The 24,173-nt window shown below is 69.9% G+C and carries 21 protein-coding genes; 12 read left to right on the forward strand and 9 right to left on the reverse strand.

Features of this window, described 5'->3' with window-relative positions; genetic code table 11:
- Positions 1-51 precede the first annotated feature (51 nt).
- Complete coding sequence (locus ACZ3HL_RS20865) at positions 52-984, forward strand: LysR family transcriptional regulator (RefSeq protein WP_465415206.1); 933 nt, start codon at positions 52-54, stop codon at positions 982-984.
- 62 nt (positions 985-1,046) lie between these two features.
- On the forward strand, positions 1,047-1,715 hold the full coding sequence (locus ACZ3HL_RS20870) for an alpha/beta fold hydrolase (protein WP_465415204.1): 669 nt from the start codon (positions 1,047-1,049) through the stop codon (positions 1,713-1,715).
- Here the strand turns inward: ACZ3HL_RS20870 and ACZ3HL_RS20875 are convergent.
- The 7 genes from ACZ3HL_RS20875 to ACZ3HL_RS20905 all read right to left on the reverse strand — a co-directional run bounded on the left by ACZ3HL_RS20875 (position 1,712) and on the right by ACZ3HL_RS20905 (position 8,605).
- On the reverse strand, positions 1,712-2,767 hold the full coding sequence (locus tag ACZ3HL_RS20875; RefSeq protein ID WP_465532909.1) for a serine/threonine-protein kinase: 1,056 nt from the start codon (positions 2,765-2,767) through the stop codon (positions 1,712-1,714). The genes ACZ3HL_RS20870 and ACZ3HL_RS20875 overlap by 4 nt on opposite strands.
- Before the next feature lie 13 nt (positions 2,768-2,780).
- Positions 2,781-4,394, reverse strand: a complete 1,614-nt coding sequence (locus ACZ3HL_RS20880) for a serine/threonine-protein kinase (RefSeq protein WP_465415200.1) — start codon at positions 4,392-4,394, stop codon at positions 2,781-2,783.
- Positions 4,395-4,613: 219 nt separating this feature from the next.
- Entirely contained in the window at positions 4,614-5,459 is an 846-nt protein-coding gene (locus ACZ3HL_RS20885) for a hypothetical protein (protein ID WP_465415198.1), read from the reverse strand.
- Positions 5,460-5,715: 256 nt separating this feature from the next.
- Positions 5,716-6,930 carry a hypothetical protein gene (locus ACZ3HL_RS20890; protein ID WP_465532911.1) on the reverse strand — a complete coding sequence of 405 codons (1,215 nt, stop codon included), beginning with the start codon at positions 6,928-6,930 and terminating at the stop codon, positions 5,716-5,718.
- A gap of 338 nt (positions 6,931-7,268) precedes the next feature.
- Positions 7,269-7,574 carry a hypothetical protein gene (locus ACZ3HL_RS20895; protein WP_126736640.1) on the reverse strand — a complete coding sequence of 102 codons (306 nt, stop codon included), beginning with the start codon at positions 7,572-7,574 and terminating at the stop codon, positions 7,269-7,271.
- Between the two features lie 152 nt (positions 7,575-7,726).
- Positions 7,727-8,014 (reverse strand): chorismate mutase, encoded by a 288-nt coding sequence (locus ACZ3HL_RS20900; RefSeq protein WP_016331191.1) that lies wholly within the window; start codon positions 8,012-8,014, stop codon positions 7,727-7,729.
- Positions 8,015-8,185: 171 nt separating this feature from the next.
- The gene (locus ACZ3HL_RS20905) at positions 8,186-8,605 is read right to left on the reverse strand and encodes a DUF1707 SHOCT-like domain-containing protein (RefSeq protein WP_465532913.1); all 420 of its coding nucleotides are present in this window, start codon (positions 8,603-8,605) and stop codon (positions 8,186-8,188) included.
- A 90-nt stretch (positions 8,606-8,695) separates the two neighbouring features.
- Here ACZ3HL_RS20905 and pcrA point away from each other — a divergent pair, with 90 nt between their 5' ends.
- Complete coding sequence (pcrA, locus tag ACZ3HL_RS20910; RefSeq protein WP_465415191.1) at positions 8,696-11,101, forward strand: DNA helicase PcrA; 2,406 nt, start codon at positions 8,696-8,698, stop codon at positions 11,099-11,101.
- A gap of 759 nt (positions 11,102-11,860) precedes the next feature.
- On the opposite strand, the gene ACZ3HL_RS20915 is transcribed toward pcrA, so the two are convergent.
- The gene (locus tag ACZ3HL_RS20915) at positions 11,861-12,547 is read right to left on the reverse strand and encodes a M23 family metallopeptidase (protein WP_126736643.1); all 687 of its coding nucleotides are present in this window, start codon (positions 12,545-12,547) and stop codon (positions 11,861-11,863) included.
- 587 nt (positions 12,548-13,134) lie between these two features.
- Here ACZ3HL_RS20915 and ACZ3HL_RS20920 point away from each other — a divergent pair.
- The 9 genes from ACZ3HL_RS20920 to ACZ3HL_RS20960 all read left to right on the forward strand — a co-directional run bounded on the left by ACZ3HL_RS20920 (position 13,135) and on the right by ACZ3HL_RS20960 (position 23,454).
- Complete coding sequence (locus tag ACZ3HL_RS20920) at positions 13,135-14,970, forward strand: hypothetical protein (protein ID WP_465532915.1); 1,836 nt, start codon at positions 13,135-13,137, stop codon at positions 14,968-14,970.
- Positions 14,967-15,326 carry a hypothetical protein gene (locus ACZ3HL_RS20925; protein WP_465532917.1) on the forward strand — a complete coding sequence of 120 codons (360 nt, stop codon included), beginning with the start codon at positions 14,967-14,969 and terminating at the stop codon, positions 15,324-15,326. The genes ACZ3HL_RS20920 and ACZ3HL_RS20925 overlap by 4 nt, the downstream gene beginning before the upstream one ends.
- A 117-nt stretch (positions 15,327-15,443) precedes the next feature.
- The gene (gene sucC, locus ACZ3HL_RS20930; RefSeq protein WP_125788902.1) at positions 15,444-16,613 is read left to right on the forward strand and encodes an ADP-forming succinate--CoA ligase subunit beta; all 1,170 of its coding nucleotides are present in this window, start codon (positions 15,444-15,446) and stop codon (positions 16,611-16,613) included.
- A gap of 1 nt (position 16,614) precedes the next feature.
- A complete protein-coding gene (gene sucD / locus ACZ3HL_RS20935; RefSeq protein ID WP_005165134.1) occupies positions 16,615-17,502 on the forward strand; it encodes a succinate--CoA ligase subunit alpha in 888 nt (295 codons plus the stop codon).
- Between the two features lie 297 nt (positions 17,503-17,799).
- On the forward strand, positions 17,800-18,615 hold the full coding sequence (locus ACZ3HL_RS20940) for a DUF5336 domain-containing protein (RefSeq protein WP_465532919.1): 816 nt from the start codon (positions 17,800-17,802) through the stop codon (positions 18,613-18,615).
- 142 nt (positions 18,616-18,757) lie between these two features.
- Positions 18,758-20,206: a cell division protein PerM gene (locus tag ACZ3HL_RS20945; protein ID WP_465532921.1), complete on the forward strand. Its 1,449-nt coding sequence runs from the start codon at positions 18,758-18,760 to the stop codon at positions 20,204-20,206.
- A gap of 76 nt (positions 20,207-20,282) precedes the next feature.
- The gene (purN, locus tag ACZ3HL_RS20950) at positions 20,283-20,900 is read left to right on the forward strand and encodes a phosphoribosylglycinamide formyltransferase (protein ID WP_465415179.1); all 618 of its coding nucleotides are present in this window, start codon (positions 20,283-20,285) and stop codon (positions 20,898-20,900) included.
- A complete protein-coding gene (purH, locus tag ACZ3HL_RS20955) occupies positions 20,897-22,459 on the forward strand; it encodes a bifunctional phosphoribosylaminoimidazolecarboxamide formyltransferase/IMP cyclohydrolase (protein WP_465532923.1) in 1,563 nt (520 codons plus the stop codon). Before purN ends, purH begins: the two co-directional genes overlap by 4 nt.
- A 233-nt stretch (positions 22,460-22,692) precedes the next feature.
- Positions 22,693-23,454: a hypothetical protein gene (locus ACZ3HL_RS20960; protein WP_465532925.1), complete on the forward strand. Its 762-nt coding sequence runs from the start codon at positions 22,693-22,695 to the stop codon at positions 23,452-23,454.
- Here the strand turns inward: ACZ3HL_RS20960 and ACZ3HL_RS20965 are convergent.
- Positions 23,451-24,155 carry an SRPBCC family protein gene (locus tag ACZ3HL_RS20965; protein ID WP_465532927.1) on the reverse strand — a complete coding sequence of 235 codons (705 nt, stop codon included), beginning with the start codon at positions 24,153-24,155 and terminating at the stop codon, positions 23,451-23,453. The two genes, ACZ3HL_RS20960 and ACZ3HL_RS20965, sit on opposite strands and share 4 nt — an antisense overlap.
- Positions 24,156-24,173 lie beyond the last annotated feature (18 nt).

Raw genomic sequence — 24,173 nt, forward strand, 5'->3', positions numbered from 1 at the left:
ACAAGCGAAAATAACTGCAGGAAGCCTTAAGAAAAACTGTAAGATCGGGGCATGCTGGACGTCCGCCGCATGCAGGTCCTCCGAGCCGTGATCAGCAGTGGTTCGATCACCGCCGCCGCCCGGAATCTCGGCTACACACCTTCCGCGATCAGCCAGCAATTGTCCACCCTGGAAAGGGAAGCGGGCGTCGAACTGCTCGAACGCGTCGGCCGCGGCGTGCGGCCGACACCCGCCGGTTCGCTGCTGTCCGAACACGCGGAAACGCTGAGCACCCAGCTCGCGAAGGCCGAGGCGGCGCTCACCGAACTCAAGGAAGGCCGCACCGGCAGGCTCGCGATCCGCTACTTCGCCACGGCAGGCGCCTCGCTGGTTCCCTTGGCCGTCGCCGCGCTGCGCCGGGACTTCCCCGGCGTCCGCCTCGACCTGAAACTGGTCGAGCCCGACGATTCGCTGCCCGAGATCGAGTCGGGCAAGGCCGACGTCGCGATGATCGTGCTCCCCAGCAGCCATCCCCGGATCAAGGGGGTCGAGTACGTCCACCTCCTCGACGATCCGTACCGCGCGATCCTGCCGAAGAACCACCGGCTCGCCCGCAAACGCGTCCTCGATCTCGGCGAACTCGCGGAGGATCCGTGGGTCGGCGTCGACGGTCTCCCCGGCGCCTGCCGCGACATCCTGCTCGACGCCTGCGGCGCGGCCGGATTCGCCCCGAACCACGTCGTCGAATCCGAGGATTACCAGACGGCGCAAGGGTTCGTGGCCGCCGGGCTCGGGGTCGCGCTGATCCCGGAGCTCGGTCTCGGCGCCCCGCATCCCGGCGTCGCCATCCGCAAGGTCCGGCGGCCGGATCCGGTGCGGTCCATCCACGCCGCCGTGGCAGCGCACGCCAGGGAACACCCCGCGGTGCGCCGTTTCCTCGGCGCGATCCGCGAAGGGGCCGGACAGGTAAGCGGGAATGGCCGAGTGGGCACGAAAACCGGCTGAGCTTGATCAGCCGCGCCGGCGGTCGACAACCTGGCAGGGAACCCGCCAGCGAAAGGACCCCGGTGCGTCCCCTCATCGTCCTGCACGGCTCTTGGCACCAGCCCGCCCATTTCGACGACGTCGTCGAACGCCTCCGCCGGGAGGGCGCCGAGGTCACCGTCCCCGACCTCGGCGCGCGTCCGATCGCCGAAACCACCCGGGCCGTCCAGGAACTCGTCGACCGGGCGGCCGAGCCGCCGGTGGTGCTCGGGCACTCCTTCGGCGGGCTGACCGCCAGCGGCCTCCAGGGTGCGGCGCACCTGATCTACCTGGCCGCGATCGTCAGCGAGCCGGGGGAAACCGCCCAGTACTGGATCGAGCGGACCAAGGAGGAAACCGGCCGCGAACCCCAGCAGCTGCCCTTGATCTTCGATGATGAAGGCTGGACCCATCTCGACCTCGCCGCCGTCCGCGAGGCCATGTACGCAGACTGCACGGACGCCGTCGTCGAGCGCGCCACGGCCCTGCTGCGTCCCGAGCCCGTCACGATCTTCGACGAGTCACCGGAAGGCGCGGCGTGGAAGGACACCCCGACCACCTACATCACCTGCACCGAAGACCGGACGCTCGTTCCGGAGATGGTCGTCCACTTCGCCGCGCGTTGCGACACGACGGTGACCTGGCGGGCGAGCCACAGCCCGTACCTCAGCCGTCCGGTCGAGCTGGCGACGCTGGTCCTCGAACTCCTCTAGACAAGGAACAGTTCCGCGAACAGGACGCCGACGAGGATCGCCGCCACGACGGCACCCGCGACGATCAGCCATTTCCGGGTGTCCGGCGACTTCGCCGCCACCGGCGCGGCGGGCGCGTACTGCTGCGCCGGCGGCGCGTACAGCGGCTGCGGCGGCTGGTACTGCTGCGGCTGGTGCTGGGGGAACTGCGGCGCCTGCTGCTGCATCGGCTGATGCGGTGCCTGCTGGATGGGCATCGGCATCGAGGCCGGAACCGTCGGCATGGCCGGCGCGGTCGGCGGGATGAACGCGGTCTGCCGCCCCTCCGTGATCGCGTTCAGCGAGCGCACCGTGTCGGCCATCGTCGGCCGCGCGTCCGGCTCCGCCCGCAGCATCTTGCGCAGCGCGCCCGCCAGCGGCCCGGCGGTCTGCGGCGGCCGTTCCGAGGACTCGCCGTCTTCACCGAACGGCGGCACCCCCTCGACGGCCGTGTACAGCGTCGCGCCCAGCGAGAACACGTCGGACGCCGAAGTCGCCGGTTCGCCGCGCGCCACCTCGGGCGCCCGGTACGCCGGGCTCGCACCGCCACCGGTGATGCCGATGTCGGTGAGCTTCACGCCGCCGTCGTCGGCCAGCAGAACGGTGCCCGGCTCGACGGTCCGGTGCACCACCCCGGCCTCGTGCATCGCGGCCAGCGCGCGGCCGAGCACGATGCCCAGCCCGGCGGCCTGCTCCGCGGTCAGCCTGCCGTGCTCGGCGAGGAAGGTCGCCATCCCGCGGGACGGGATGTACTCCATCACCAGCCACACGTCCGGCCCGTCGGGCAGCACGTCGTACACCTTGATCGCGGTGGCGTGCTCGAACTTGGCCGCGTCCTTGCCTTCCTGGACGACGACGGCCTTGGCCTGCTCCGCCCGGTCCGGCGGCAGGCCGACGGGCAGATACATGCGCTTCATCGCGACCGTGCGCAGCAGGCGGGTGTCGAACGCCAGCCACACGATGCCCGCCCGGCCGCGCCCGATGGGCTGGTCCAGGCGGTACCGGCCGCCGACGATGGAACCTTCAGAACTCAATGCAATCCTCGGATCACGCGCCGGCCGGGGTTGAACTCACTGGTGGGTCGGACGGCTCTACAGACTTGCTGGAACTCGTCGGGGTCGACGTCTTCGTCGGAGTCTTGGAGGGCGTCTTCGTCGGCGTCGGCGGGTCCGGCTCGTCCGTCTGGCTCGCCTTGGTCGACGTCTTCTTCGACGAAGTCGTCTCCTTGGGCGGCTCCGAGGATTCCGTCTCCGTCGGCGTTTCCGTCGTCTCGGGCGCCGAAGACGTCGCTGACGGAGACGGCTTCGTCGACGAGTTCCCCACCTGCGCGGGCGTCTCCGGGTTGTTCGGGCTCAGCAGCCAGAAACCCAGCGCGGCCAGCGCCACGACCACGACACCGCCGATGATCGCGGGCTTCTTCCACGCGCCCGGCTTCTCGTCGTCGTCCTCGTCCACCGGGCTGGTCTGCGCGCGGGCGGGCGGCGGGGGCGGGTTGTCGTAATCGTCGTCGTAGGGATCGTCGTCGTAGTCGCCCGCGGGGATCGGGACGGCACGCGTGGGCGCGGGGCCGGCGCCGGGATGGCCGCGTTCGGCCAGCAACGCCGTCTCGTCGTAGTTGTCGTACCCGTCGTAGTCGTCTTCCGGGTAGCCCGACGCGGGCTGCTGGTAGTCGTCCTCGTCGTCGTAGTACGAGCCCGCCGCGTCCTGCTCGTCGAGGAGCGAGCCCGAGTGACCGGCGGCCTCGCTGTCGAGCGCCTGGGTCACGCCACCGCCGGCGAGCGCGCCCGCGATCGGGGCGGCGAGCACGGTGTCGTCCGCGGGGCCGCCCAGCGGCGTTTCACCCCGGGCGACGGCGGCGAGGAGCTCTTCGCACTCTTCGGCGGTGGGGCGGTGCCGGACCTCCGGGTGCAGCAGCACGGCCAGCACGCTGGCGAGCGGGCCGGACTGGCGCGGCGGGATGATCTGCCCGGCCGCGACCGCGTGCAGCAGGCTCAGCGTGTTCTCGCTGAGGCCGAACGGCGGCTGGCCTTCGCAGGCGGCGTAGAGCGTCGAGCCGAGCGAGAAGACGTCGGACTCCGGGCCCGGGTCACCGCCGATGGCCACCTCGGGCGCCAGATAGGCGGGGGTCCCGGCGATCATCCCGGTCTTCGTGACCGTGACGTCGTCCTTGGCCCGCGAGATGCCGAAGTCGGTGATCTTCACGGTGCCGTTGGGCGCCAGCAGGATGTTGCCCGGCTTGATGTCCCGGTGCACGATGCCGACCGCGTGGGCCTCGGTCAGCGCCGCCGCGACCTGCGCGCCGATCCGCGCGACCTCCGTCGGCGGCAGCGTCCGCTCCTCCTGCAGCACCTGGGCGAGGCTGGTGGAGTTCAGGTACTCCATGATCAGGCACGGCTGGCCGTTGTCGTCGGTGACGACGTCGAACACCGAGATGGCGTTCGGATGGTGCAGTCTGGCGGCGATACGCCCCTCGCGCATCGTGCGCTGACGGGCGTCTTCGGCGTCGTGAGCCTCAAGCCCGGGTTGCAGAAGCAACTGCTTGATCGCCACCGTGCGGCCGAGTACCTCGTCGTGCGCTTGCCACACGGCCCCCATCGCGCCCGTGCCGATCCGCCCGGCGATGCGATATCGACCGGCGACCAGGCGACCCTCGTCGCTCACGCGACCTCCCTTTGGGCTCCGTCTTCACGACGCGGAATCGTCCGCGTGCGCGGTGCGGCCTTCAGCACGCCACAGCGTTGGAGCGTATGCACATGTAGTGGTCTTTGTGCCGGCTTTTCCGAGACCGACTCGTGACAAGGCTAGGCGCTCACTCTGCGCACACACACGCGGCACACTCTGATCGCCCTGGGTGGAGGGCTGTTGCACGCGCGGTGTCCGTCACATGTGCTGCGCGGACAGCAGCCGCGCGTCGGTGATCAGGCCGGAGGTCTCGTCGGCGAATTCGAGCACCTGCGTGACCCGCAGCAGGCCGCCGTCCGGGTTGCGCATGGTCACGACGGCGAGGATGGTGCCGTCGGCCTGTTCGCGGAGGTCCTGGATCTGGATGGCGTCCATGGCGCTCCACGCCTCGATCAGCTTGCCCGCCTCGGACTCGGCCAGCACCGGCGTGATCAGCGACATCGCGCCGTAGGGATCGGCGTCGACGGTCTGGTAGAACTTCCGGACCGCGTCGATCTTGTCCTCGACCGTGCTCACCGCGGCGGGTTTGACGGCCGGCTGCGAGCTGGTGCTGCTGGACGACGAGCCCTGCGGCGGGAGCGAACCCGGACCGGTGCCCGAAGACGGGTGAGGTGTCGTGCTGGTGCCCGACGGCGTCGGCGTCTCCTGCTTCCGCTGCGGCTCGGTGGAGTCCGGGACGGCGAGCCCGCCGAGCGCGGCGGCTCCACTCATGGCCTCGGGTGCGGCGGCACCCGGCACGGTGCCCTGCGGCTGCGTGCCCGCGAGCACGCCCGCGGTGACGACGGCGCCCGCGACCAGGAGCCCGGCGGCGACCAGGCCGGCCAGCTTGGCCCGGCGGACGGCGCGGCTTTCCGGCTCGTCGACCTCGGGTTCGGGCCGCGGCGACCGCTCTTCGCGGGTGCGCGCGGGAACGAACTTCTGCGGCTCGCGGAAGACCTGCTCGAGATACTCGCGGTCGACGCGGGTGTCGTTCAGGATCTCTTCCGGGATGACGTCCTCGACACGTACGGCGTCCTCACGCCGTATGCGCTGTCGATCAAGCACGAAATTCCTCGCTCTGGTCCGGGGCAGGCGCTGGGCCGTTCGGCCGACGCCTTTGGTCCGCGCGGCCGTCTTCTGAACGGTGCGGACCCTGCAGTCGTCAGGTAACCCTGTGCGGACGGTCCACGGCCAGACTCCATCGCCGGAATGCCGTCGCGATACGACGAACGGCAGCTTAGGTCACCCACCCGGACCAGGGGACGACCGCTCAACGCACCGCACGTGCAGAGGAACAGGACACTTGCACGTGCGTGGTCGCCTACATGCCGTCGTCGACGATCTTGTCGTCGTCGCCGAAGGTGAACGTGCGCTGTTCCATGGTCTTCGTTCCGTCTTTGTGCGTGACCTCGACGGTGTTGACCGTGACGCCGCGGCGCTGGTCGATGCTGACCTTCTTGACCTCGAAGTAGGCGACGTCGGCGTAGCGCTCACGGAGGCCTTCAGCGCCTTCTTCGCCCAGGCTGCCGGAAGTCACCGAGGACGCCTCTTGGGGGTCGGTGGTGACGGAGTTGAGGAAGATCTCGGTGTTGTCGCCCATGGCCTCCGCGTCCGGCTGCGACGCGTACCAGGGGGCCGGTGTGGTGGTCCGGTTGGCCGGGACGATCGGCGGCTTCTGCGGCCGGTCGCTCGACGGCGGCACGGGCCGCCCGGAGGTCACCGGTCCGCTGGAGCCGGGCCGCGACGAGCCGGTTTCGTCGTCCGTGGGGGTGCCCGAGTTGGCGGAGCTGCGGTCGTCCCTGGTGGCGGACTCGGTCTCGGATTCGGACGGGTTGCCCGCCGCGCCACCCTGCGGCGGCGTGGCCGGATGGCCGGCGACACCGTCCTGGGTCAGCGGGCTGCCACCGCGGTATCCGGGCCAGCCGCCCTGGCTCTGCTGCTCCGGGAGGGGTTTGCCGACCAGGTACGAGCCGGCGAAGAGCAGGCCGATCACGACCAGCGCCGAAGCCGCCGCCGCGAACCACGCGGCCTTGCGCCAGGTCTTGGGCGGGGTCACCGACGCGGGCACCGAACCGAGGTCGAAGGTGCTCAGACCGTCGACCTCCGGGGCGAGGTAGACGCGGACGTCGTCGGTGTCGTCGACCTCCACCGGCTCGGGACGGCGGGGAGCGGGGGCGGTCAGCGTCACCTTCGTGCGCTGCGCGACCTTCGCGGTCCGTTTCTCGGCGGGAGAAGGGACCGGTTCGGTGAAGGAGACCTCGACGCGGGCTGGGACCTCGCGGGCGGGCTGGGGAAGCGGCAGGCGGCCGCTCGATGGGGCGTAGCCGGGGCTCGGCGCCCTCCTGTCCCGCGGTGGCGGCAGGGGAAGGGAGCCGGTGGAAGGCGGGGCGAACTCGCGGTGCGCGTGATGCCCGTGCCCGGTTGGCCGTTGCCGCCTCGGCGGCACGGGCGGAGTCCAGCTCTCGGCGCCGCCCGCCCGGTGGCGACCCGTCTGTGTGGTGCCGTCGCGTCCCTGATGTTCCGCCCAGCCGTTCATGTCCGAGCGACCCCCTCACGGGCCGGCCCTGACGGCGATGTGACATCGGTTAAGCCGAACGGAGCAGCGGGTTCACGGGATCCCTCGCTTGCAGACTCCCAAGCACTCTCGTGAGCAAATGCACGCGCATACGACTGGGGGCGCGCGGGGCCATCGCCCCCGCGCGCCATCCGGGCATCGCCCGACCCAGACGCAAGGGTCCACACGAGGACCACATTAAAAGTTCGACACCCGCAAGTCTTCACCCACTCTGCAAGTTGCAGATGTTTCACTCGGTCGGGCGCGGCCGAACGGGCCTTGGTGACGTTACGGAGTGCTATCGGTGCTGGTGAAGCCGTTCAGTTGCCGCTGCGGTACTTCTGCTGGGTCGATTGCAGGGCTTTCGTGGCGGTGATCCCGCTACCCGCTGCAAGCAGAATGGCGATGATGTCGAGCGTCGTTCCCCCACTCGTGAGCAGCCAGGCGAAAAGCGAGGCGGCGGTGGTACCCGCTGCGATCGGCCAGCGCGTCTTGACGTACTGGGCGATGGGGGTCCCGCCCGCGCGCTTACCCGCCGCGTTGTTCAGCATGGCGAGATAACCGAGATGGCCCAATGCCGCCAGGACACCGGCGATCGCGATGATCACGGCGATGAGGTTAATCATGTGTCCAGTTTGCCCTGTCCCGCGCCGTCGTGGCTCGGGGAACACCCTGAGTTCCGCCTCACGGCACAGGATCGTGACGTGGCCGGATCGCGTTTAGCCCGGTAAACGCGATCCGGGTGCGTCGTGGGGGAGCAAGGGACCTTTGCTACCACCTACCGCCCCAGCCTGCCCCGGCCGAGGTTGAGCAGCGCCATCGCCAGCTGCCGTCCCTCCGGCCCGAGCTCGCGGTAACGCGCCAGCACGTCCATCTCGCGGTTGTAGACGATCCTGGTGCCGCCCGCGGCCATCCTGGCCGCACCGATCGTCTTGGAGACTTCGACGCGGCGTTTGACCAGCCGCAGGATCTCGCCGTCGAGGAAGTCGATCTCCTTGCGGAGCTCACCGATCTCTTCGGCGGTGGCGGTGGGTTCTTCGGCGTCCGGCTTCTGTGTGGTGTTCATCGGGACCTCTCTTCGGTCCGGATTCCCTGCTGGCCCCCGGAACAGCGTAAAGCCCCGGGGTCCGTGGACTCCGGGGCTTCGGGTGATGGCATTGGCGGCACTATGCGATCACGGGAGCCGGAGTCCGGGTCCCGTAAAAAAATCGCGTCGCGTGGTGCCGCATGCCGATCATTATGCCACAGCGATACGGTCCTCCGGCCCGAAGCGGCGGCGTGCTCCGCGGACGCGGGCGTGCACGAGGACACTCATCGCCAGCCAGAACATCGGCATCGCGGGCCAGAAGAACGGCACGCCCGAAGCCGTCCAGCGGACGATCAGCAGCACCGAAAGCACCACGGCGACCACGAGGTGGATCCGCACCGCCGGATGCCCGAAGGCGACCAGGCGCCGCTTCGGGGCGGGTTTCGGCAGATCCGACGTGAGAGCGACGAGATCGTCGGTGTATTTGGCGGAATACACAGCGCTCAGCCGGTCTTCCACCTCTTGAAGAGTGAGACGGCCTTCACCGCCGGCGGCCTGGATGCGGGTGGCGACCCGCTCGCGGTCGACGTCGGCGGCCCTGAGCCGGGAGGGAATTCCGTTGGTGTCCATGGCGACCGATCCTCCGCCGCGAACACCGCTCGCGCGTCGGACGGCAGGCGGCAACATCGCCTACGCCCGGCGCTGTAGCGTGGACCGGCGATGAACACCCTCTTCGATCTCCCAGCGGACGGTCCGGCCAAGTCCCGGCACTCGGACCTGCTCGACGACCTGAACCCGGCGCAGCGCGAGGCCGTGACCCATGCGGGCTCGCCGCTGCTGGTCGTCGCGGGCGCGGGTTCCGGCAAGACCCGGGTGCTGACCCGGCGGATCGCGTACCTGCTGGCCGAACGGGACGTGCACCCCGGCCAGATCATGGCGATCACGTTCACCAACAAGGCGGCCGCGGAGATGCGGGAGCGGGTGAGCGACCTCGTCGGCCGCCGCGCGAACGCCATGTGGGTGTCGACGTTCCACTCCATGTGCGTGCGGATCCTGCGCCGTGAGGCCAAAACACTGGAGATGTCGTCGAGTTTCTCCATCTACGACTCGGACGACACGAAGCGGCTCATCACCCTCGTCGCCCGGGATCTCGACATCGACCCGAAGAAGTACGCGGCTCGCACGCTGGCCGTGCACATCTCGAACCTCAAGAACGAGCTGATCGATCCGGAGACGGCGGTCGCCGACGCGGGCAACGACCTGGAACGCCGCGTCGCCGAGGTCTACGTCGAGTACCAGCGGCGGCTGAACCAGGCCAACGCGTTCGACTTCGACGACCTCATCATGCGGACGGTCGAACTCCTGCAGCGGTACCCGGACGTCGCCGAGTACTACCGGCGGCGGTTCCGGCACGTGCTGGTCGACGAGTACCAGGACACGAACCACGCGCAGTACACGCTGGTCCGCGAACTGGTCGGCACCGAGGCGAACGAGGCCGGGATCGAGCCCGCCGAACTCTGCGTCGTGGGTGACGCGGACCAGTCGATCTACGCCTTCCGCGGCGCCACGATCCGCAACATCGAGGAATTCGAACGCGACTTCCCGAACGCGCGGACCGTGCTGCTGGAACAGAACTACCGCTCGACCCAGACGATCCTGAACGCGGCGAACGCGGTCATCGCGCGAAACCCCAACAGGCGCGCGAAGCGGCTGTGGACCGATTCCGGTGACGGCGAGAAGATCGTCGGCTACGTCGCGGACAACGAGCACGACGAAGCGGCGTTCGTCGCGGGCGAGATCGACGCGCTGGCGGACAAGGGCGAAGCGGACTACTCCGACGTCGCGGTCTTCTACCGCACCAACAACCAGTCCCGTGTCTTCGAAGAGATCTTCATCCGGCTCGGCCTGCCGTACAAGGTCGTCGGCGGGGTGCGGTTCTACGAACGGCGCGAGGTCCGCGACATGCTCGCGTACCTGAGGGTGCTGGCGAACCCGGAGGACACGGTCAGCCTGCGCCGCATCCTCAACGTCCCCAAACGAGGCATCGGCGACCGCGCCGAAGCGGTCATCGCGACGTACGCCGAGCGTGAGCGCATCTCGTTCGCGCAGGCGTTGCGCGGTGCCGTCAACGGCGAGGTACCGCTGCTGAACCCGCGCTCCGCCAAGGCGATCACCGGTTTCGTCGAGTTGATGGACGAGCTCGGCGAGGTCGTCGAGAGCGGTGCGGAGGTCGCCGACATCCTCGAAGCGGTCCTGGAGCGCACGGGCTACCGCACGGAACTCGAGGAATCCGAAGACCCGCAGGACGCGTCGCGGGTGGAGAACCTGACGGAACTCGTCACCGTCGCGCGGGAGTTCACCGAATTCACCACCGAGGTCGCCGGTCCGGAGGGTGAACTGCCGGAGGCCGAGCCGGGGGTGCCGGAGCCGGGCTCGCTGCCCGCGTTCCTGGAGCGGGTTTCCCTGGTGGCGGACGCGGATTCGGTCCCGTCGCCCGACGGCGGCGAAGACGGCGAGGGGCACGACGCGGGTGTGGTCACGCTGATGACCGTGCACACCGCGAAGGGCCTCGAATACCCGGTCGTCTTCGGAACGGGCTGGGAAGACGGGATCTTCCCGCATATGCGCGCGCTCGGTGACCCGACCGAGCTGGCCGAAGAGCGACGGCTCGCCTACGTCGCGATCACGCGGGCGAGGAAGAGGCTGTACGTCTCCCGTTCGATGGTGCGTTCCGCCTGGGGCCAGCCGCAGATGAACCCGGCTTCGCGGTTCCTCGACGAACTTCCCGCCGACCTGGTCGATTGGCGCAGGCTCGCGCCTTCCTCGTCCTCCAGCGGTTTCGGTTCGTCGGGTGGGTCGCCGCGTGCCGCGACGACGTGGGGGAGCCGCGGCGGTGGCTCGTCGTCATCGAGGCAGGCGAGCACGAGCCCGTTCGGCAAGGGCTGGAAGGACACCGTCGCGCTCAAACTGGACGTCGGCGACAGGGTCAGTCACGACAAGTACGGGCTCGGCACCGTCGTCGCCTGTGACGGCGCGGGGCCGCGGGCCACGGCGACGATCGACTTCGGCGCCGCCGGCAAGGTCCGGCTGATGCTCATCGGCAGCGTCCCGATGGTCAAACTCTAGCTCTGACCTGCGGTTTCTTCGCCGCGCGCGAAAACTGTCGGACCCCTCCCGTATACCTGTGTCATCGAACACGAGTTCGATGAGCTGGGGTAGGCTGGACGAGCCGGTGTGCCCCCGATCAGGAGGAGGGGGCACACGGTGTGGACGGGGTCTTGTTTGGGGTTCTCTCGAATGGGGTACTCGAGTACTTGCGGGGTGTTGAAGAAGGGGCGGGGACGGATCGGGGTCCGGAACCGCCGGAAGTGCTCAGGCTGGTCGCGGCCTGGCGCGCGTTACTGCGGACGCACGAACCGGACGGGGCCGGACGGTGCGTCGTATGCGGGCACGCGCGGCGATGGCTGTTCGGGCCGCGGCCAGCCGGGTGCCGAACTCTTCCTCGGGGACTTTTCGCCGGACGGCGCCCGGCCGGTCTCTGCACGGTCTGGCAGATCGCCGTGGGGTACTTCGTCCAGAAGCTGCCTTCCGGCGCGTCGTGAGGGGTTTGAGGCCCCGGAAGGCCACGCATGCTCCGAGCCGGATGGCCTACGACGCTTCCCGATGCTCTGGAAGCAGATGCTCTCGAAGCGGCTGCTCTCGGAACCCTTGTCCTCGAAACCCTTGCCCTCGAAGAACCCTTTGCCGTCGAAGCCGTCGTCCTCGAAAGGGGAAGCGAAGGTCCTGGAGGCGCGCCAGAGCGTCGTCGCCCGGCGCGCCCTTGCCACGGGCGGAATCACCGGTGTGGTGAAAAGGTGCTGTGGTGAAAGGAAAGCCGGGGCTCGATCAGCCGACGCTCACGCCACGGGCGGCGAGCCACGGGCGCGGGTCGATCTTCTTCGTGCCGTTCTGCCACACCTCGAAGTGCAGGTGCGGGCCGGTGCTCTGACCACGGTTGCCGACCTCGGCGATCTCCTCGCCGCACTTGACCTTCTGGCCTTCGCGGACGGAGAACGAGTTCATGTGGCCGTAGACGTGGATGGTGCCGTCGGCGAGCTGGACCTTGACCCAGAGGCCGAAACCACTGGCCGGGCCGGCTTCGATGACCGTGCCGTCGGAGGCCGCGACGATCGGCGTGCCGATCGGGGCCGCGATGTCGATGCCGAGGTGGCTCGTGCCCCACCGGGCGCCGAAGCCCGAGGTGAAGGTGCCCTTGGCAGGCATGCAGGTCTTGGGACGCTTGGCCTCTTCTTCGGCCTTGCGGGCCGCTTCGGCCTCACGCTTGACCCGGGCCTGGGTGATGCTGTTGTTCTCCGAAAGCTTCTGGGCTTCGGCGGAGGCGTTCGTCGACTGGCTCGTCGGCAGCAGTTCGGGTGCGCCACCACCGGCTCCGCCACCGAGGGCGAACGAGGCGCTCGCGTCCTGGGTGCTGGCCAGCGGCGTGACGGCGGCGTCGGAGGATTCCGAAACGGACTTCAGGGTCTGCCCGGCAGCGGCGGCCGCGAAGGCGCCGGCAGCGACGGCTGCGACCACGACACGACCGCGAAGGGCCGAGGACGGGGGCGACAGGCGGTGCGAGCCCCGGACGCGGACGACCGCACCATCCAGTGCGTTCTCGAGCGCCGGGGAAGGAGCTTGGCCGCCGGGGGAGCGGTGTGAAGCCAAGACGGGGCCTTCCGTGTTCGGGGAGTCGGATCAAGAGCCCGGGCGGGGGATCCCGGTGAAGAACCTCGGGGGTGGTTCGTTCGGTGCTCTCATTCGTGATCTGACTGTAATGGGGACCCCGGGACAGTAACGAAGCGGCACCCCGATCAGCAAGATCTGGCGGCGCTCTCGGCCGATCGGGCGACGGCGATCTGGCCGTTGTCCAGTGAGGATTACCCAAAGTTAAACCAGGTTTACTCGCAACCGTGTGACTTGCGTTACAGGTTCAGGGGGCCGTTCGGGGGTACCGGAGGGCCGGGAAGGGGGCAAATGAGGGAAATAAGCGGTTGCTCGACGGTGTTGAAGGAGGTTTACCCGGACTAGGCCTCGTCCGGCCCTCTTGAACGGCCTGGTTGAGCGCTGGCCCGCCCCTGCTGCCGGGCCGCGCCGACCCCGGCTTGCTAGCGTCGCCGTCGATGACTTCGCGCTCACGGCACCCTGGTGACTCCGCCGGGCAAGCCGTCCCCGGTACCGCGTCCGCCGAACTTCTCCGGAGCGAACCGGGCTCCCGCCCACGAGCGCTCCTGCTGTCGGCGGGACTGGTGTCGGCCGGAGCGGTCGCGCTGGCGGCCGGCGCGCTGCTGCCCGTCATCCAGGGCGGTTCGCCTGGTTTCACCGCCGCTCCTCTGCTGGTCGTGCTGGCCTTGGCGCCCGCGGCGGCCGTGCTCTACGCGGTGGTCACCGGACGCTCGGGGCTCACGGCGGGGCTGGTGCTCGGGCTCACCGCGCTCGCGCCCGGACGGCTGCTGCTGGATCTGCAGCTGCTCGCCGACGGCTCCCTCGCCGCGCGCCCGGAACTGTTCCTCGCCGACAGGCTGCTCGCGCTGCCTCCGGCGGGGCCGGGGCTGTGGCCGCTGGTGGCGGGCCACCTGCTCACGCTCGCGGCAGGCGCGTTCGCCGCCGGAGCCGCCCGCGACGAGGCGGAATTGGCGGGCGAACTCGACGGACGGCGCCGCTGGCGGCTGCTCGGGCCCGTGCTCGGAGTGGTGGGCGGGGTCGGCCTGCTCCTCGCGCCGTTCGGTTCGGGCAACGCGTACCTCCTGGCCAAGAACGCCTTCGAGGGCCCGACCGTCGCGATGGCCGGGTACCTGTTGCTCGCGGCCTTGCTGCCGCTGACCGCGCTCGTTGCGGTGAGTTCGCCCTCGGCCGAGGTCGGCAAGGGCGGGTTCGCCGGAGCCGGGCTGGCCGCGCTCGCGGTCGGTGTCCCGCCCGTGATCGCGGGGCTGGTCGTGGACCGGCTTTCGGTCGCGCCGGGGCCGGTGGTCGTGACCGTCGCGGGCCTGGCTCTGGTGGGGCTGGCCTTCACCCGGTTCGACGTCGCGGATGCGGGCGATGCCGTCACCGGCGACCTGGCGGGCGAGGCCAAGCTGCCGGGGCTGTTCTGGTGGCGGCTGGCCACCGGCGGCCTGGCTCTGCTCGCCGCCGCGGCCGCGGCGGCGGGTGCGCTGGCCCCGGTGCTGAAGGCCAACGGGCCGACGCCGGTACCCGAGACACCGGCGCGCTGGCTGCTGCTCGGCGCCGCGGTCGTGCTCGCCGTGCCCGCGCTGTTCGTCTTCGTGCCGCGGCTCTCGGCGTTCGCCAGGGGAGTCGTCGCGGCCACGTGGGCGGGTGTGGTCCTCGCGGGCGCGGCAGTGCTGAGCGCGGCCTTGTCCGTGACCGAGGACAAGGCGGTGGACCCGACGCTGTTCGGGGTCGACCTGCCGGTGCCGTTGCCGGACAAGGTCGGCTTTTCGGCGGGCCCCGGGGTCACGTGGACGTTCATCGCGCTCGTGCTGGCGGCCGTCGCCGCGCTCGCCGCGGTGATCACCGGCGTCGTGGAGCGCGACGTCTCCGACGACGAAAACGACACCGGCCTGGACGGAACGCGGGCGAGCGGGAACGTGCTCACGCCACTCGTCGCGGCGGCGGTGCTGGCGATCGCCGCGTTCGGCACGCCGGTGTTCACCGCGCCCGGCTACACCGCTCCCGGCCTGTGGTCGGACTTCGGCGCGGCGTCGTGGGGCCTGCTCGGCGCGCTCGCGGTCGTTCTGGGCGTGTACGCGCTCGTTCCGCGCTCCCGGCCGGCCGCGGCGGCGTCCGTCTTGGCCGGGACCGCGCTGGTGCTCGGCCTGCGTGCGGCGGAACTCCCGCTCGTCGGCTCGGAGTACGACGGCTCCTCGGCCGGGATCGGGTTCTGGCTCGCGCTGGCCGCCGCCGTCGTCACCCTCGTCACGGCCGGGATGGCCGTCGCGGGCGCGCGGCGGGCCGGATGACGCGCCGTCTTCTCCGGGTCGTGCTGGCCGAGTTCGACGTCGAGGAAGGCGCGGCGATCGCGCTCGGACGGTTGCTGCGTGACGACGGCGTCGAGGTGGTCTACGCCGGGCGTCTCGAAACGGTCGACCAAATGGTCAGAACGGTCGAGCAGGAGGATCCGGACATCCTCGGCGTCCTGTGTGGCCTGAGCGAACCGGAGGGACTGGCCGGCGCGGTCCCCGGCGTTCTCGTCTTCGCGGTCGGTAACGGCCCGAGCGGGTTCGAGAACGCCTTCGAAAGCCTGGAAAACGCGGCGAACTGGGTCTCCGGTGTGCGGTCTCACACCGTGGAAACACCGTCTGACCGCGTACGGTGACCGACTTCACCAGGTGCGGAGTCCCCTGCTTCTACGCAGGTCGCTAACCTCGACTGGTCCGACAGCGCGGTCCGGCAACGGACCACCACAGTGGCGTGTCGTCAGGAGACTGGAGTAGTGGACCTCTACGAATACCAGGCGAGGGATCTCTTCGCCGCCCACGGAGTACCGGTTCTGCCGGGTGCCGTGGCAAACACCCCCGAAGAAGCCAAGGCCACCGCCGAGAAGATCGGCAACCAGGTCGTCATCAAGGCGCAGGTCAAGACCGGCGGCCGCGGCAAGGCAGGCGGCGTCAAGCTGGCCCAGACGCCGGATGAGGCCGCCGAGAAGGCCGAGGCGATCCTCGGCCTGGACATCAAGGGCCACATCACGCGTCGCGTGCTGGTGGCCGAAGCCTCGGACATTTCCGAGGAGTACTACTTCTCCTTCCTGCTGGACCGTGCGAACCGCACCTTCCTCGCGATGGCTTCCGCCGAAGGCGGCGTGGAGATCGAGCAGCTGGCCGTCGAGCGTCCCGAAGCGCTCGCGAAGATCCCGGTCGACGCGATCATCGGTGTCGACAAGGCGAAGGCCGTCGAGATCCTGACCGCGGGCAAGTTCCCGGAGAAGGTCGTCGACGAGGCCGCCGACGTCGTCGTGAAGCTCTGGGAGACCTTCGTCTCCGAGGACGCCACGCTGGTCGAGGTCAACCCGCTGGTCCGTGACCCGCAGGACAAGATCATCGCCCTCGACGGCAAGGTCACCCTCGACGAGAACGCCTCGTTCCGTCAGCCGGGCCACGAGGCCCTGGTCGACAAGGACGCGGAGAACCCGCTCGAAGCGAAGGCCAAGGCCAAGGACCTCAACTACGTCAAGCTCGACGGCGAGGTCGGCATCATCGGCAACGGCGCGGGCCTCGTGATGTCCACGCTGGACGTCGTGGCGTACGCGGGCGAGAAGCACGGCGGCGTCAAGCCCGCCAACTTCCTCGACATCGGCGGCGGCGCTTCGGCCGAGGTCATGGCGGCCGGTCTGGACGTCATCCTCAACGACACCGACGTCAAGAGCGTCTTCGTCAACGTCTTCGGCGGCATCACCGCTTGCGACGCGGTCGCGAACGGCATCGTCGAAGCGCTGAAGATCCTGGGCGACGAGGCCACCAAGCCGCTCGTCGTGCGGCTGGACGGCAACAACGTCGTCGAGGGACGTCAGATCCTTGCCGACGCGAACCACCCGCTCGTCACCGTGGTGGACACAATGGACAACGCGGCCGACAAGGCCGCCGAGCTCGCCGCGGCAGGTGCGTGAGATGTCGATCTTCATCAACGAGAACAGCAAGGTCATCGTCCAGGGGCTCACCGGCTCCGAGGGCATGAAGCACGCGACCAAGATGCTGAAGTCCGGCACGAACATCGTGGGTGGCGTCAACGCCCGCAAGGCAGGCCAGACCGTCTCCATCGAGGGCAAGGACCTCACCGTGTTCGGCACGGTCGAGGAGGCCATCAAGGAGACCGGCGCCGACGTTTCGGTCATCTTCGTGCCGCCGAAGTTCGCCAAGGACGCGGTCATCGAGGCGATCGACGCCGAGATCCCGCTCGCCGTGGTGATCACCGAGGGCATCCCGGTGCACGACTCCGCCTACTTCTGGGCGCACGCCGTCGCGACCGGCAACAAGACCCGCATCATCGGGCCGAACTGCCCCGGCGTGATCAGCCCCGGCAAGTCGAACGCGGGCATCATCCCGGCCGACATCACCGGTGCCGGCCCGATCGGTCTCGTGTCGAAGTCGGGCACGCTGACCTACCAGATGATGTACGAGCTGCGTGACATCGGTTTCTCGACCGGTGTCGGCATCGGCGGCGACCCGGTCATCGGCACGACGCACATCGACGCCCTCGAGGCGTTCGAGGCCGACCCCGAGACCAAGGTCATCGTGATGATCGGCGAGATCGGTGGCGACGCCGAAGAGCGCGCCGCGGCCTACATCAAGGACAACGTGACGAAGCCGGTCGTCGGCTACGTCGCGGGCTTCACCGCGCCCGAGGGCAAGACCATGGGCCACGCCGGCGCCATCGTCTCCGGCTCCTCCGGCACGGCCGCCGCCAAGAAGGAGGCCCTCGAGGCCGCCGGCGTCAAGGTCGGGAAGACCCCGAGCGAGACCGCCGTCCTGGCGCGCGAGCTGTACAACAGCCTCTGATCTTCGGAGACTGACGCTTTCCCCGGCGGGCCGGGCACCCTCACCGGTGCCCGGCCCGCCCCTTTTCGCCCCGGATCGCGATTAGGGGGCTAAACGCACGTGCGTTTAGCCCCCTAATCGCGATCCGGGGGCGGCGAGGGGGTTCCGTGGGGAACCTCCCCGGGTGTACAGACGTCTCAGAGCCCGAGGCGTGGGGTGTCCGCGTGTGCGCTAGCGTTCGAGCATCACAGCCGCCTCGTTTGTCCCGGGAGTCCCGCGCGCCCCGGGGTGCCGGTCGAACGACAGGAGAGCATTCGGATGTCCTATCCCAGCGGTGGGCCCGGCTACCCCCAGCAGGGTGGCGGCCAGCAACACCCCAACCCCAGCTCGGGAGCCTTTCCCCAGCAGCAGGCGCCGTCACCGGCCGCCCCGCTGAACCTGGCGTTGCTGCTCGCGCTCGCCGTCACCGTCCTCGGCCTGGTGCAGTTCTTCATCGGCTTCTCCGACGAGGCCGACGCCGCCGGGCAGGTCTCGCTCTTCCTCCTGGTCAGCGGTCTGCTCGCGGCCTTGCACGCGCTGCCGCGCGGCCCGAAGACGCTGCCGTTCGCCGCGCTGTTCAGCGTCATCGGCGCGTTCGGGGCACTGGACCTGGTCATCGGCTACGGGAGCGGCCGCGAGGACATCTCGGTCCCCGGCATCCTCACCGTGGTGCTGATCCTCGGCATCCTGCAGATGCTCGTCGCGGTCGCCGCGCTGCTGTTCGAGCACGACGTCATCAAGCTGCCCGCCGCGAAGCCGCAGCAGCAGGCGCCGCAGGCCCCGTACAGCCAACAGTTCCCGCAGCAGGGCCCGCAGGGGCCGTTCGGTCAGCAGGGGCAGCAGGGTCCGGCCGCCACGCAGGTCCAGCCGTTCGCCGGCTCGGGCCAGCAGGGCCAGCAGCAGCCGGGTGAGCAGTCCGGCCCGTTCTCGCAGCCGGGCGGGTTCCAGCCGCCGGTCACGCAGCCGCCGGGCCAGCAGGCCACGACGTACGCGCCGCAGCAGGGCCAGTTCTTCCAGCAGCCGCCGTCCTCCTCCTCCTCGGAGTCGGGTCAGAACCCGGGTACGCCGCCCGGCGGTTTCGGCCAGCAGAGCTGACCTCTGGCACCAAAAACACCCGCTGTGACTCTCCGTGTCACGGCGGGTGTTTTTCTTTTCCGGGTTACCCGACCGGGTGGGTTGAGCCACGTGCGCTGTCCGGTGGCGGCGTGCCTCACCCGGACGGCCCAGTCCGGATGTCATGGTGCGGTTCATGAAGCTGCTCACCCGCGACGAACGCCCGCCGGGCGAAGAGCCGGTGAGCGACCTCGTCCCCGAGCTGGAGGTCTCCAGGGCGAAGCGGGTTCGTGTGTTGCTCGCGGCGGCCTGTGCGCCCCTGTTGTTCTCCTTCACCGCCATCGCGGCCGTTCTCGCGGTGGTGTCGTTCGCCGCCGACCGGTCCCGCTTCTCCGCCACCGGCGCCGTGCTCGCCGCCGGCCCTGGCTGGCTCGCCTCGTGGCAGGTGGAACTCGACCTCGGCGGTCATCCGCTCGGCGTGCTGCCGCTGCTGCCGACCCTCCTCGTCGGCTGCCTCGTGGCGAGGGCGGCCGCGCGCGCCGCTCGCCGGACCGGCGGCCGGACGCCGGCGGACGCCGTTCCGGTGGTGACGGTGATCGCCGGCGCCCACGCCCTGTTCGGGGTGCTCGTCGCCATGCTGGCGGGGGGATCGCCGGTCGACGTGAACCCGCTGACCGCCTTTTGCGTACCCGGCCTCCTCGCCGGAATCGCCGCCATCGCGGGGGTCGCCAAGGTCTGCGGGCTGCTTGCCGCGGTGTGGGACCGGTTCGATCCAGTGGCCGTCCAAGGCCTGCGGGCGGGCGCGCTCGGCCTCGCCGCGTTGATCGCCTGTGGTGCCGTGGTGTTCACCGCGGCCACCGCGCTCTCCTGGTCCACTGTGGACAGTTTGTTCGAGTCGGGAGCCGGTGCGAGCTTCGGCCTGTTCTTGCTTTCCGTCGCCTACCTGCCGAACGCGGTCGTCGCCGCGCTGTCGTTCACCACCGGGCCGGGTTTCTCGGTCGGTTCGCTGACGGTCGGCATGTTCGGCTACCAGGAGGGGCAACTGCCAGGGGTGCCGGTGCTCGCGGGGGTCCCGTCGCACCACGCCGTCTGGTGGCCCGCGTTGCTGCTCCTGCCCGCGCTGGTCGGCGCGTTGGTCGGCTGGCGGATCCGCGCGATCGACGAGGACCCGATGCTGCGGATGCGGGCGGTCGCCGTCGCGGGCGCGCTCGTCGCGTTCGGCTGCGTCATCCTCGGGACCCTTTCGGGTGGCAGGCTCGGCGACGGTCCGTTCGATCCGGTCAGCGTGCCGGTCGGGGTCGCGTCCGTGATCGCCTTCTGCTGGATCGTCGTCCCCGGCGGCTTCGTCGCGTTCTTCGCCGGAGCGCACGAACCCCCCGAACCGCCGGGTGAACCCGAAGTCGAGGAAGACCTCGTCGAGCCCGAAGCCGAGGAAGAAACAGAGCCTGAAACCGAGGAACCGGCGGAGGACGCCGACGAGGCGCTGGCGGAACCCGAACCCGAACCCGAGGCCGAACCCGAGCCCGAAACGGAGCCGGAACCCGAGCCCGAGCCCGACGATGCCGTCGACGACGCTGTGACCGACTCCACCGAGGGGTCCGGCGACGAAAGCGCCCCCGGTGACGACCGTTAGGGTTGTCGCGACCAGGTGAAGCGCCGTACGCCCGAGTGCGTACCGCCGTGGCAAGGAGCCCGTTCTGGCTAGTCGGTTGGACCTGCCCACTCCGGTGAAGCTCGTCGTCCTCGCGTCCGGTTCCGGCACGCTGCTGCAAGCCGTGCTCGACGCCGTCGAAAAGCCGAACTTCCCGGCGAAGGTGGTCGCCGTCGGAGCGGACCGCACCGGGGTCGAGGCACTGACCAGGGCCGAACGCGCCGGCGTGCCGTCGTTCACCGTCCGGATGGCCGACCACCCGGATCGCGCGGCGTGGGACAAGGCGATCACCGAAGCCGTCGCCGCCTATCAGCCCGACCTGGTCGTCTCGGCGGGGTTCATGAAGATCCTCGGCGCCGAATTCCTCGCGCGGTTCCCCGGCCGCGTGATCAACACCCATCCGGCGTTGCTGCCGTCGTTCCCCGGCGCGCACGCCGTGGCCGACGCGCTGGCGATGGCCGTCAAGGTCACCGGGTCGACGGTCCATTTCGTCGACGCCGGAGTCGACACCGGGCCGATCATCGCGCAGGAGCCGGTGATCGTGGAGCCCGACGACGACGAGCACGTCCTGCACGAGCGGATCAAGGCCGTGGAACGCAGGCTCCTGGTGGAAACGATCGAAAAACTCGGCCGGAGCGGGTGCGCGGTCGAGGGACGAAAGGTGAGGTTTTCGTGAGTACCGCACAGGGACAGCGTCCCGTCCGGCGCGCGCTGATCGGCGTCTCCGACAAGGCCGGCCTGCTCGAACTCGCCACCGGGCTGCACGCGGCGGGTGTCGAGATCGTGTCGACCGGCGGCACGGCGAAGGTCATCGCGAACGCCGGGGTGCCGGTGACGCCGGTCGAAGAGGTCACGGGGTTCCCCGAGTCCCTCGACGGCCGCGTCAAGACGCTGCACCCGCGCGTGCACGCGGGCCTGCTCGCCGACCGTGACCGCCCGGAGCACGTCGAGCAGCTCAAGCAGCTCGACATCGCGCCGTTCGACCTGCTCGTGGTCAACCTGTATCCGTTCACGCAGACCGTCGCCTCGGGTGCGAGCCCCGAAGACTGTGTCGAGAACATCGACATCGGCGGCCCGGCGATGGTGCGTGCCGCGGCGAAAAACCACAACAGCGTCGCCGTCGTGGTGGACCCGTCGCGCTACGAGTGGGTGCTGGAGTGTGTCGCCGCGGGCGGTTTCGAGCTGGCCGACCGCAAGCGGCTCGCCGCGCAGGCGTACGCACACACGGCGGCGTACGACACCGCCGTCGCCGCGTGGTTCGCCAACGTCTATGCGCCCGCGGACGACTCCGGGTTCCCGGACTTCACCGGCGCTTCCTGGGAGCGCGGCGACGTGCTGCGCTACGGCGAGAACCCGCACCAGAAGGCCGCGCTGTACAAGCACTGGCGGCCGGGCCTCGCGCACGCGGAACAGCTGCACGGCAAGGCCATGTCGTACAACAACTACGTCGACACCGACGCCGCGCGCCGCGCCGCCTACGATTTCGAGGCCCCGGCCGTCGCGATCATCAAGCACGCCAACCCGTGCGGGATCGCGGTCGGCGAGGACATCGCCGAGGCGCACCGGAAGGCGCACGCGTGCGACCCGGTCTCGGCCTACGGCGGGGTGATCGCGACCAACCGGCCGGTGAGCCGCGAGGCCGCCGAGCAGATCTCCGAGGTGTTCACCGAGGTCGTCCTGGCGCCGGACTTCGACGCCGAGGCGCTGGAGATCCTTCAGCGCAAGAAGAACGTGCGGCTGCTGAAGCTGCCCGCGATCACGTCGCCGGATCCGATCGAGTTCCGGCCGATCTCCGGCGGCATGCTGGTGCAGACCGTCGACACGATCGCCGCCGAGGGCGATGACCCGGCGAACTGGACCCTGGCGACCGGCGCGCCCGCCGACGAGCGGACGCTGGCCGACCTCGAGTTCGCGTGGCGTTCGCTGCGCGCGGTGAAGTCGAACGCGATCCTGCTGGCGAACGACGGCGCGACCGTCGGCGTCGGTATGGGCCAGGTCAACCGGGTCGACTCCTCGCGGCTCGCGGTGTCGCGTGCGGGGGAGCGGGCGAAGGGCTCCGTCGCCGCTTCGGACGCCTTCTTCCCGTTCCCGGACGGGCTCGAGGTCCTGCTGGAGGCCGGCGTCCGCGCGGTCGTCCAGCCGGGCGGCTCGATCCGCGACGCCGAGGTCATCGCCGCCGCCGAGGCCGCCGGGGTCACCCTGTACCTCACCGGCACGCGCCACTTCGCCCACTGACGCCGACCTGCGTTTAGCGGGCTAATCGCGATCCGGGCCCGGACCTGCGTTTAGCCCCCTAATCGCGATCCGGCGGGGCGGACAGGACCACGGGCATGTCGGTGCCCGGCCGCGGCGGTCGTGCCATGCTGGCCGCGGATCGCGTTTAGCCCGCGAAACGCAGGTCCGGGCGCGCGTCGCCTTTAGCGGGCTAAACGCGACGCGGACGTACGCGAATCGGTAGGGGAGGATCGGTGCACCAGCCGCCGCAGGGGTACGGCCAGGGGCCGGGTTTCGGCCCGCCGCCTGGGCAGGGCTACGGACAGCAGCCGGGTTACGGCCCGTCTCAGCCTGGCTACGGTCCGCCGCCCGGGTACAGCCCGCCCGGCTACGGACAGCCGCCCAAGAAGAAAAAGACCGGGCTGATCGTCGGTCTGATCGTGGGCGGAGTGGTCCTTCTCGGGCTGGGCATCCCCGGCGCCATCTTCGCGTCCGAGTACTACTCGTCGGTCGGCAAGGCGCCGGTCTCGCAGCAGCCGCCCGCCGAGTGCGCCCTCTCCCCGGAGATCCTGAACAAGACCTTCACCAGCAGCTTCCAGGGCGTCCGCGACAACGAGATCAAAGCGGGCGACATCGTCACCAAGCAGCAGGGCTGTTCCTGGCTGCCACCGGAGAGCGACAACGTCCACGACCGCGCACTCCAGGTCATGGTGTACCGCTACGAGGGGCCGGACGCCGAGAGGCGCGCGTCGGAGTCGTCCACCGGGTCGGCCGCGCCGTCCGAGCGCCAGCAGCAGGTGCAGGGCATCGGGGAGAAGGCGGTCCTCGTCTCCCTCGACACCGACAGCGCCTTCAGCGGCGCGGAGCTGCGGGTCACCCAGGGCGTGTACGTCGTCATCGTCACCTACAAGGGATGGGACAAAGGGTTCTTCACGAACTCGCCGATCCCGCCCGCGGAGTCCGCCGAAGTGGCGAAGTCCGTGGGCGCCGAGCTCGTGAAGAACCTGCCCCGCTAGGCGTACAGGCCGTTCAGCCAGGCAGTCCATGCCTTCTCGGCTTCGTCCGCGTCGGCGTCTTCGGCGAACAGGTGGTGCCCGATGCCCACAGGCCAGCCCCAGACGCTCCGGCCGTAGAAGCGGTAAAGCGCGTCTTCGGTCCGGACGCCGATGAAGGCCGGCGTCAGGTAGTCGACGACGCCCTCGACGCCGGGGACGTCGAGGTACACGCGGTCACCCACGGCCTTCGCGCCTATCGCCGTCCGGACGACCTCGAATGCCTCCGGGGCCGTCGACGCTTCGGGTGCGTCGGCCTTGACGTACTTCGCCTGGCGACGGTTGAAGTGCGTCAGGTACTCGCCCAGCGAGTGGTAGTAGAACGACGTGTGCTGCACGCACGCGTCGTATTCGACGTCCCAGTCGTCGAGGACGGTGGTGTGCTCGAAGCGCAGGTAGGTGCCCCCGTCCCTCGGTTCGAGGACGTATTCGAGCGTGTTGAACCAGCCGCTCTCGTCTTCCGCGTAGGTGACGAAACGCTGTGACGGTTTCCAGACGGTGACCATGCCGCCGTCTGGGGTGAGGCCGGACTCGGCACCGCCGTCGCGGGGTTCGTACTGGATCGGCCAGAGCCAGCCGCCGGTGCCCGTGGTGATCGCGGCCCAGGTGTCCGCGGGTGTGGTGGGGAGGAAGCCCTCGAAGCGGACCTCGGATTCCTTCGCCATGACTTGTCCCTCTCTCGT

Source organism: Amycolatopsis sp. NPDC000009 (assembly GCF_055563465.1).

Excerpts from the sequence above, each read along its gene's own strand:
- ACZ3HL_RS20905 (WP_465532913.1), bottom strand. The coding sequence starts at position 8,605 with ATGGACACCAACGGAATTCCCTCCCGGCTCAGGGCCGCCGACGTCGAC.
- ACZ3HL_RS20865 (WP_465415206.1), top strand. The coding sequence starts at position 52 with ATGCTGGACGTCCGCCGCATGCAGGTCCTCCGAGCCGTGATCAGCAGT.
- sucD (WP_005165134.1), top strand. The coding sequence starts at position 16,615 with ATGTCGATCTTCATCAACGAGAACAGCAAGGTCATCGTCCAGGGGCTC.
- ACZ3HL_RS20945 (WP_465532921.1), top strand. The coding sequence starts at position 18,758 with ATGGTGCGGTTCATGAAGCTGCTCACCCGCGACGAACGCCCGCCGGGC.
- ACZ3HL_RS20940 (WP_465532919.1), top strand. The coding sequence starts at position 17,800 with ATGTCCTATCCCAGCGGTGGGCCCGGCTACCCCCAGCAGGGTGGCGGC.
- pcrA (WP_465415191.1), top strand. The coding sequence starts at position 8,696 with ATGAACACCCTCTTCGATCTCCCAGCGGACGGTCCGGCCAAGTCCCGG.
- ACZ3HL_RS20890 (WP_465532911.1), bottom strand. The coding sequence starts at position 6,930 with ATGAACGGCTGGGCGGAACATCAGGGACGCGACGGCACCACACAGACG.
- ACZ3HL_RS20895 (WP_126736640.1), bottom strand. The coding sequence starts at position 7,574 with ATGATTAACCTCATCGCCGTGATCATCGCGATCGCCGGTGTCCTGGCG.
- ACZ3HL_RS20920 (WP_465532915.1), top strand. The coding sequence starts at position 13,135 with ATGACTTCGCGCTCACGGCACCCTGGTGACTCCGCCGGGCAAGCCGTC.
- ACZ3HL_RS20900 (WP_016331191.1), bottom strand. The coding sequence starts at position 8,014 with ATGAACACCACACAGAAGCCGGACGCCGAAGAACCCACCGCCACCGCC.
- ACZ3HL_RS20965 (WP_465532927.1), bottom strand. The coding sequence starts at position 24,155 with ATGGCGAAGGAATCCGAGGTCCGCTTCGAGGGCTTCCTCCCCACCACA.
- ACZ3HL_RS20925 (WP_465532917.1), top strand. The coding sequence starts at position 14,967 with ATGACGCGCCGTCTTCTCCGGGTCGTGCTGGCCGAGTTCGACGTCGAG.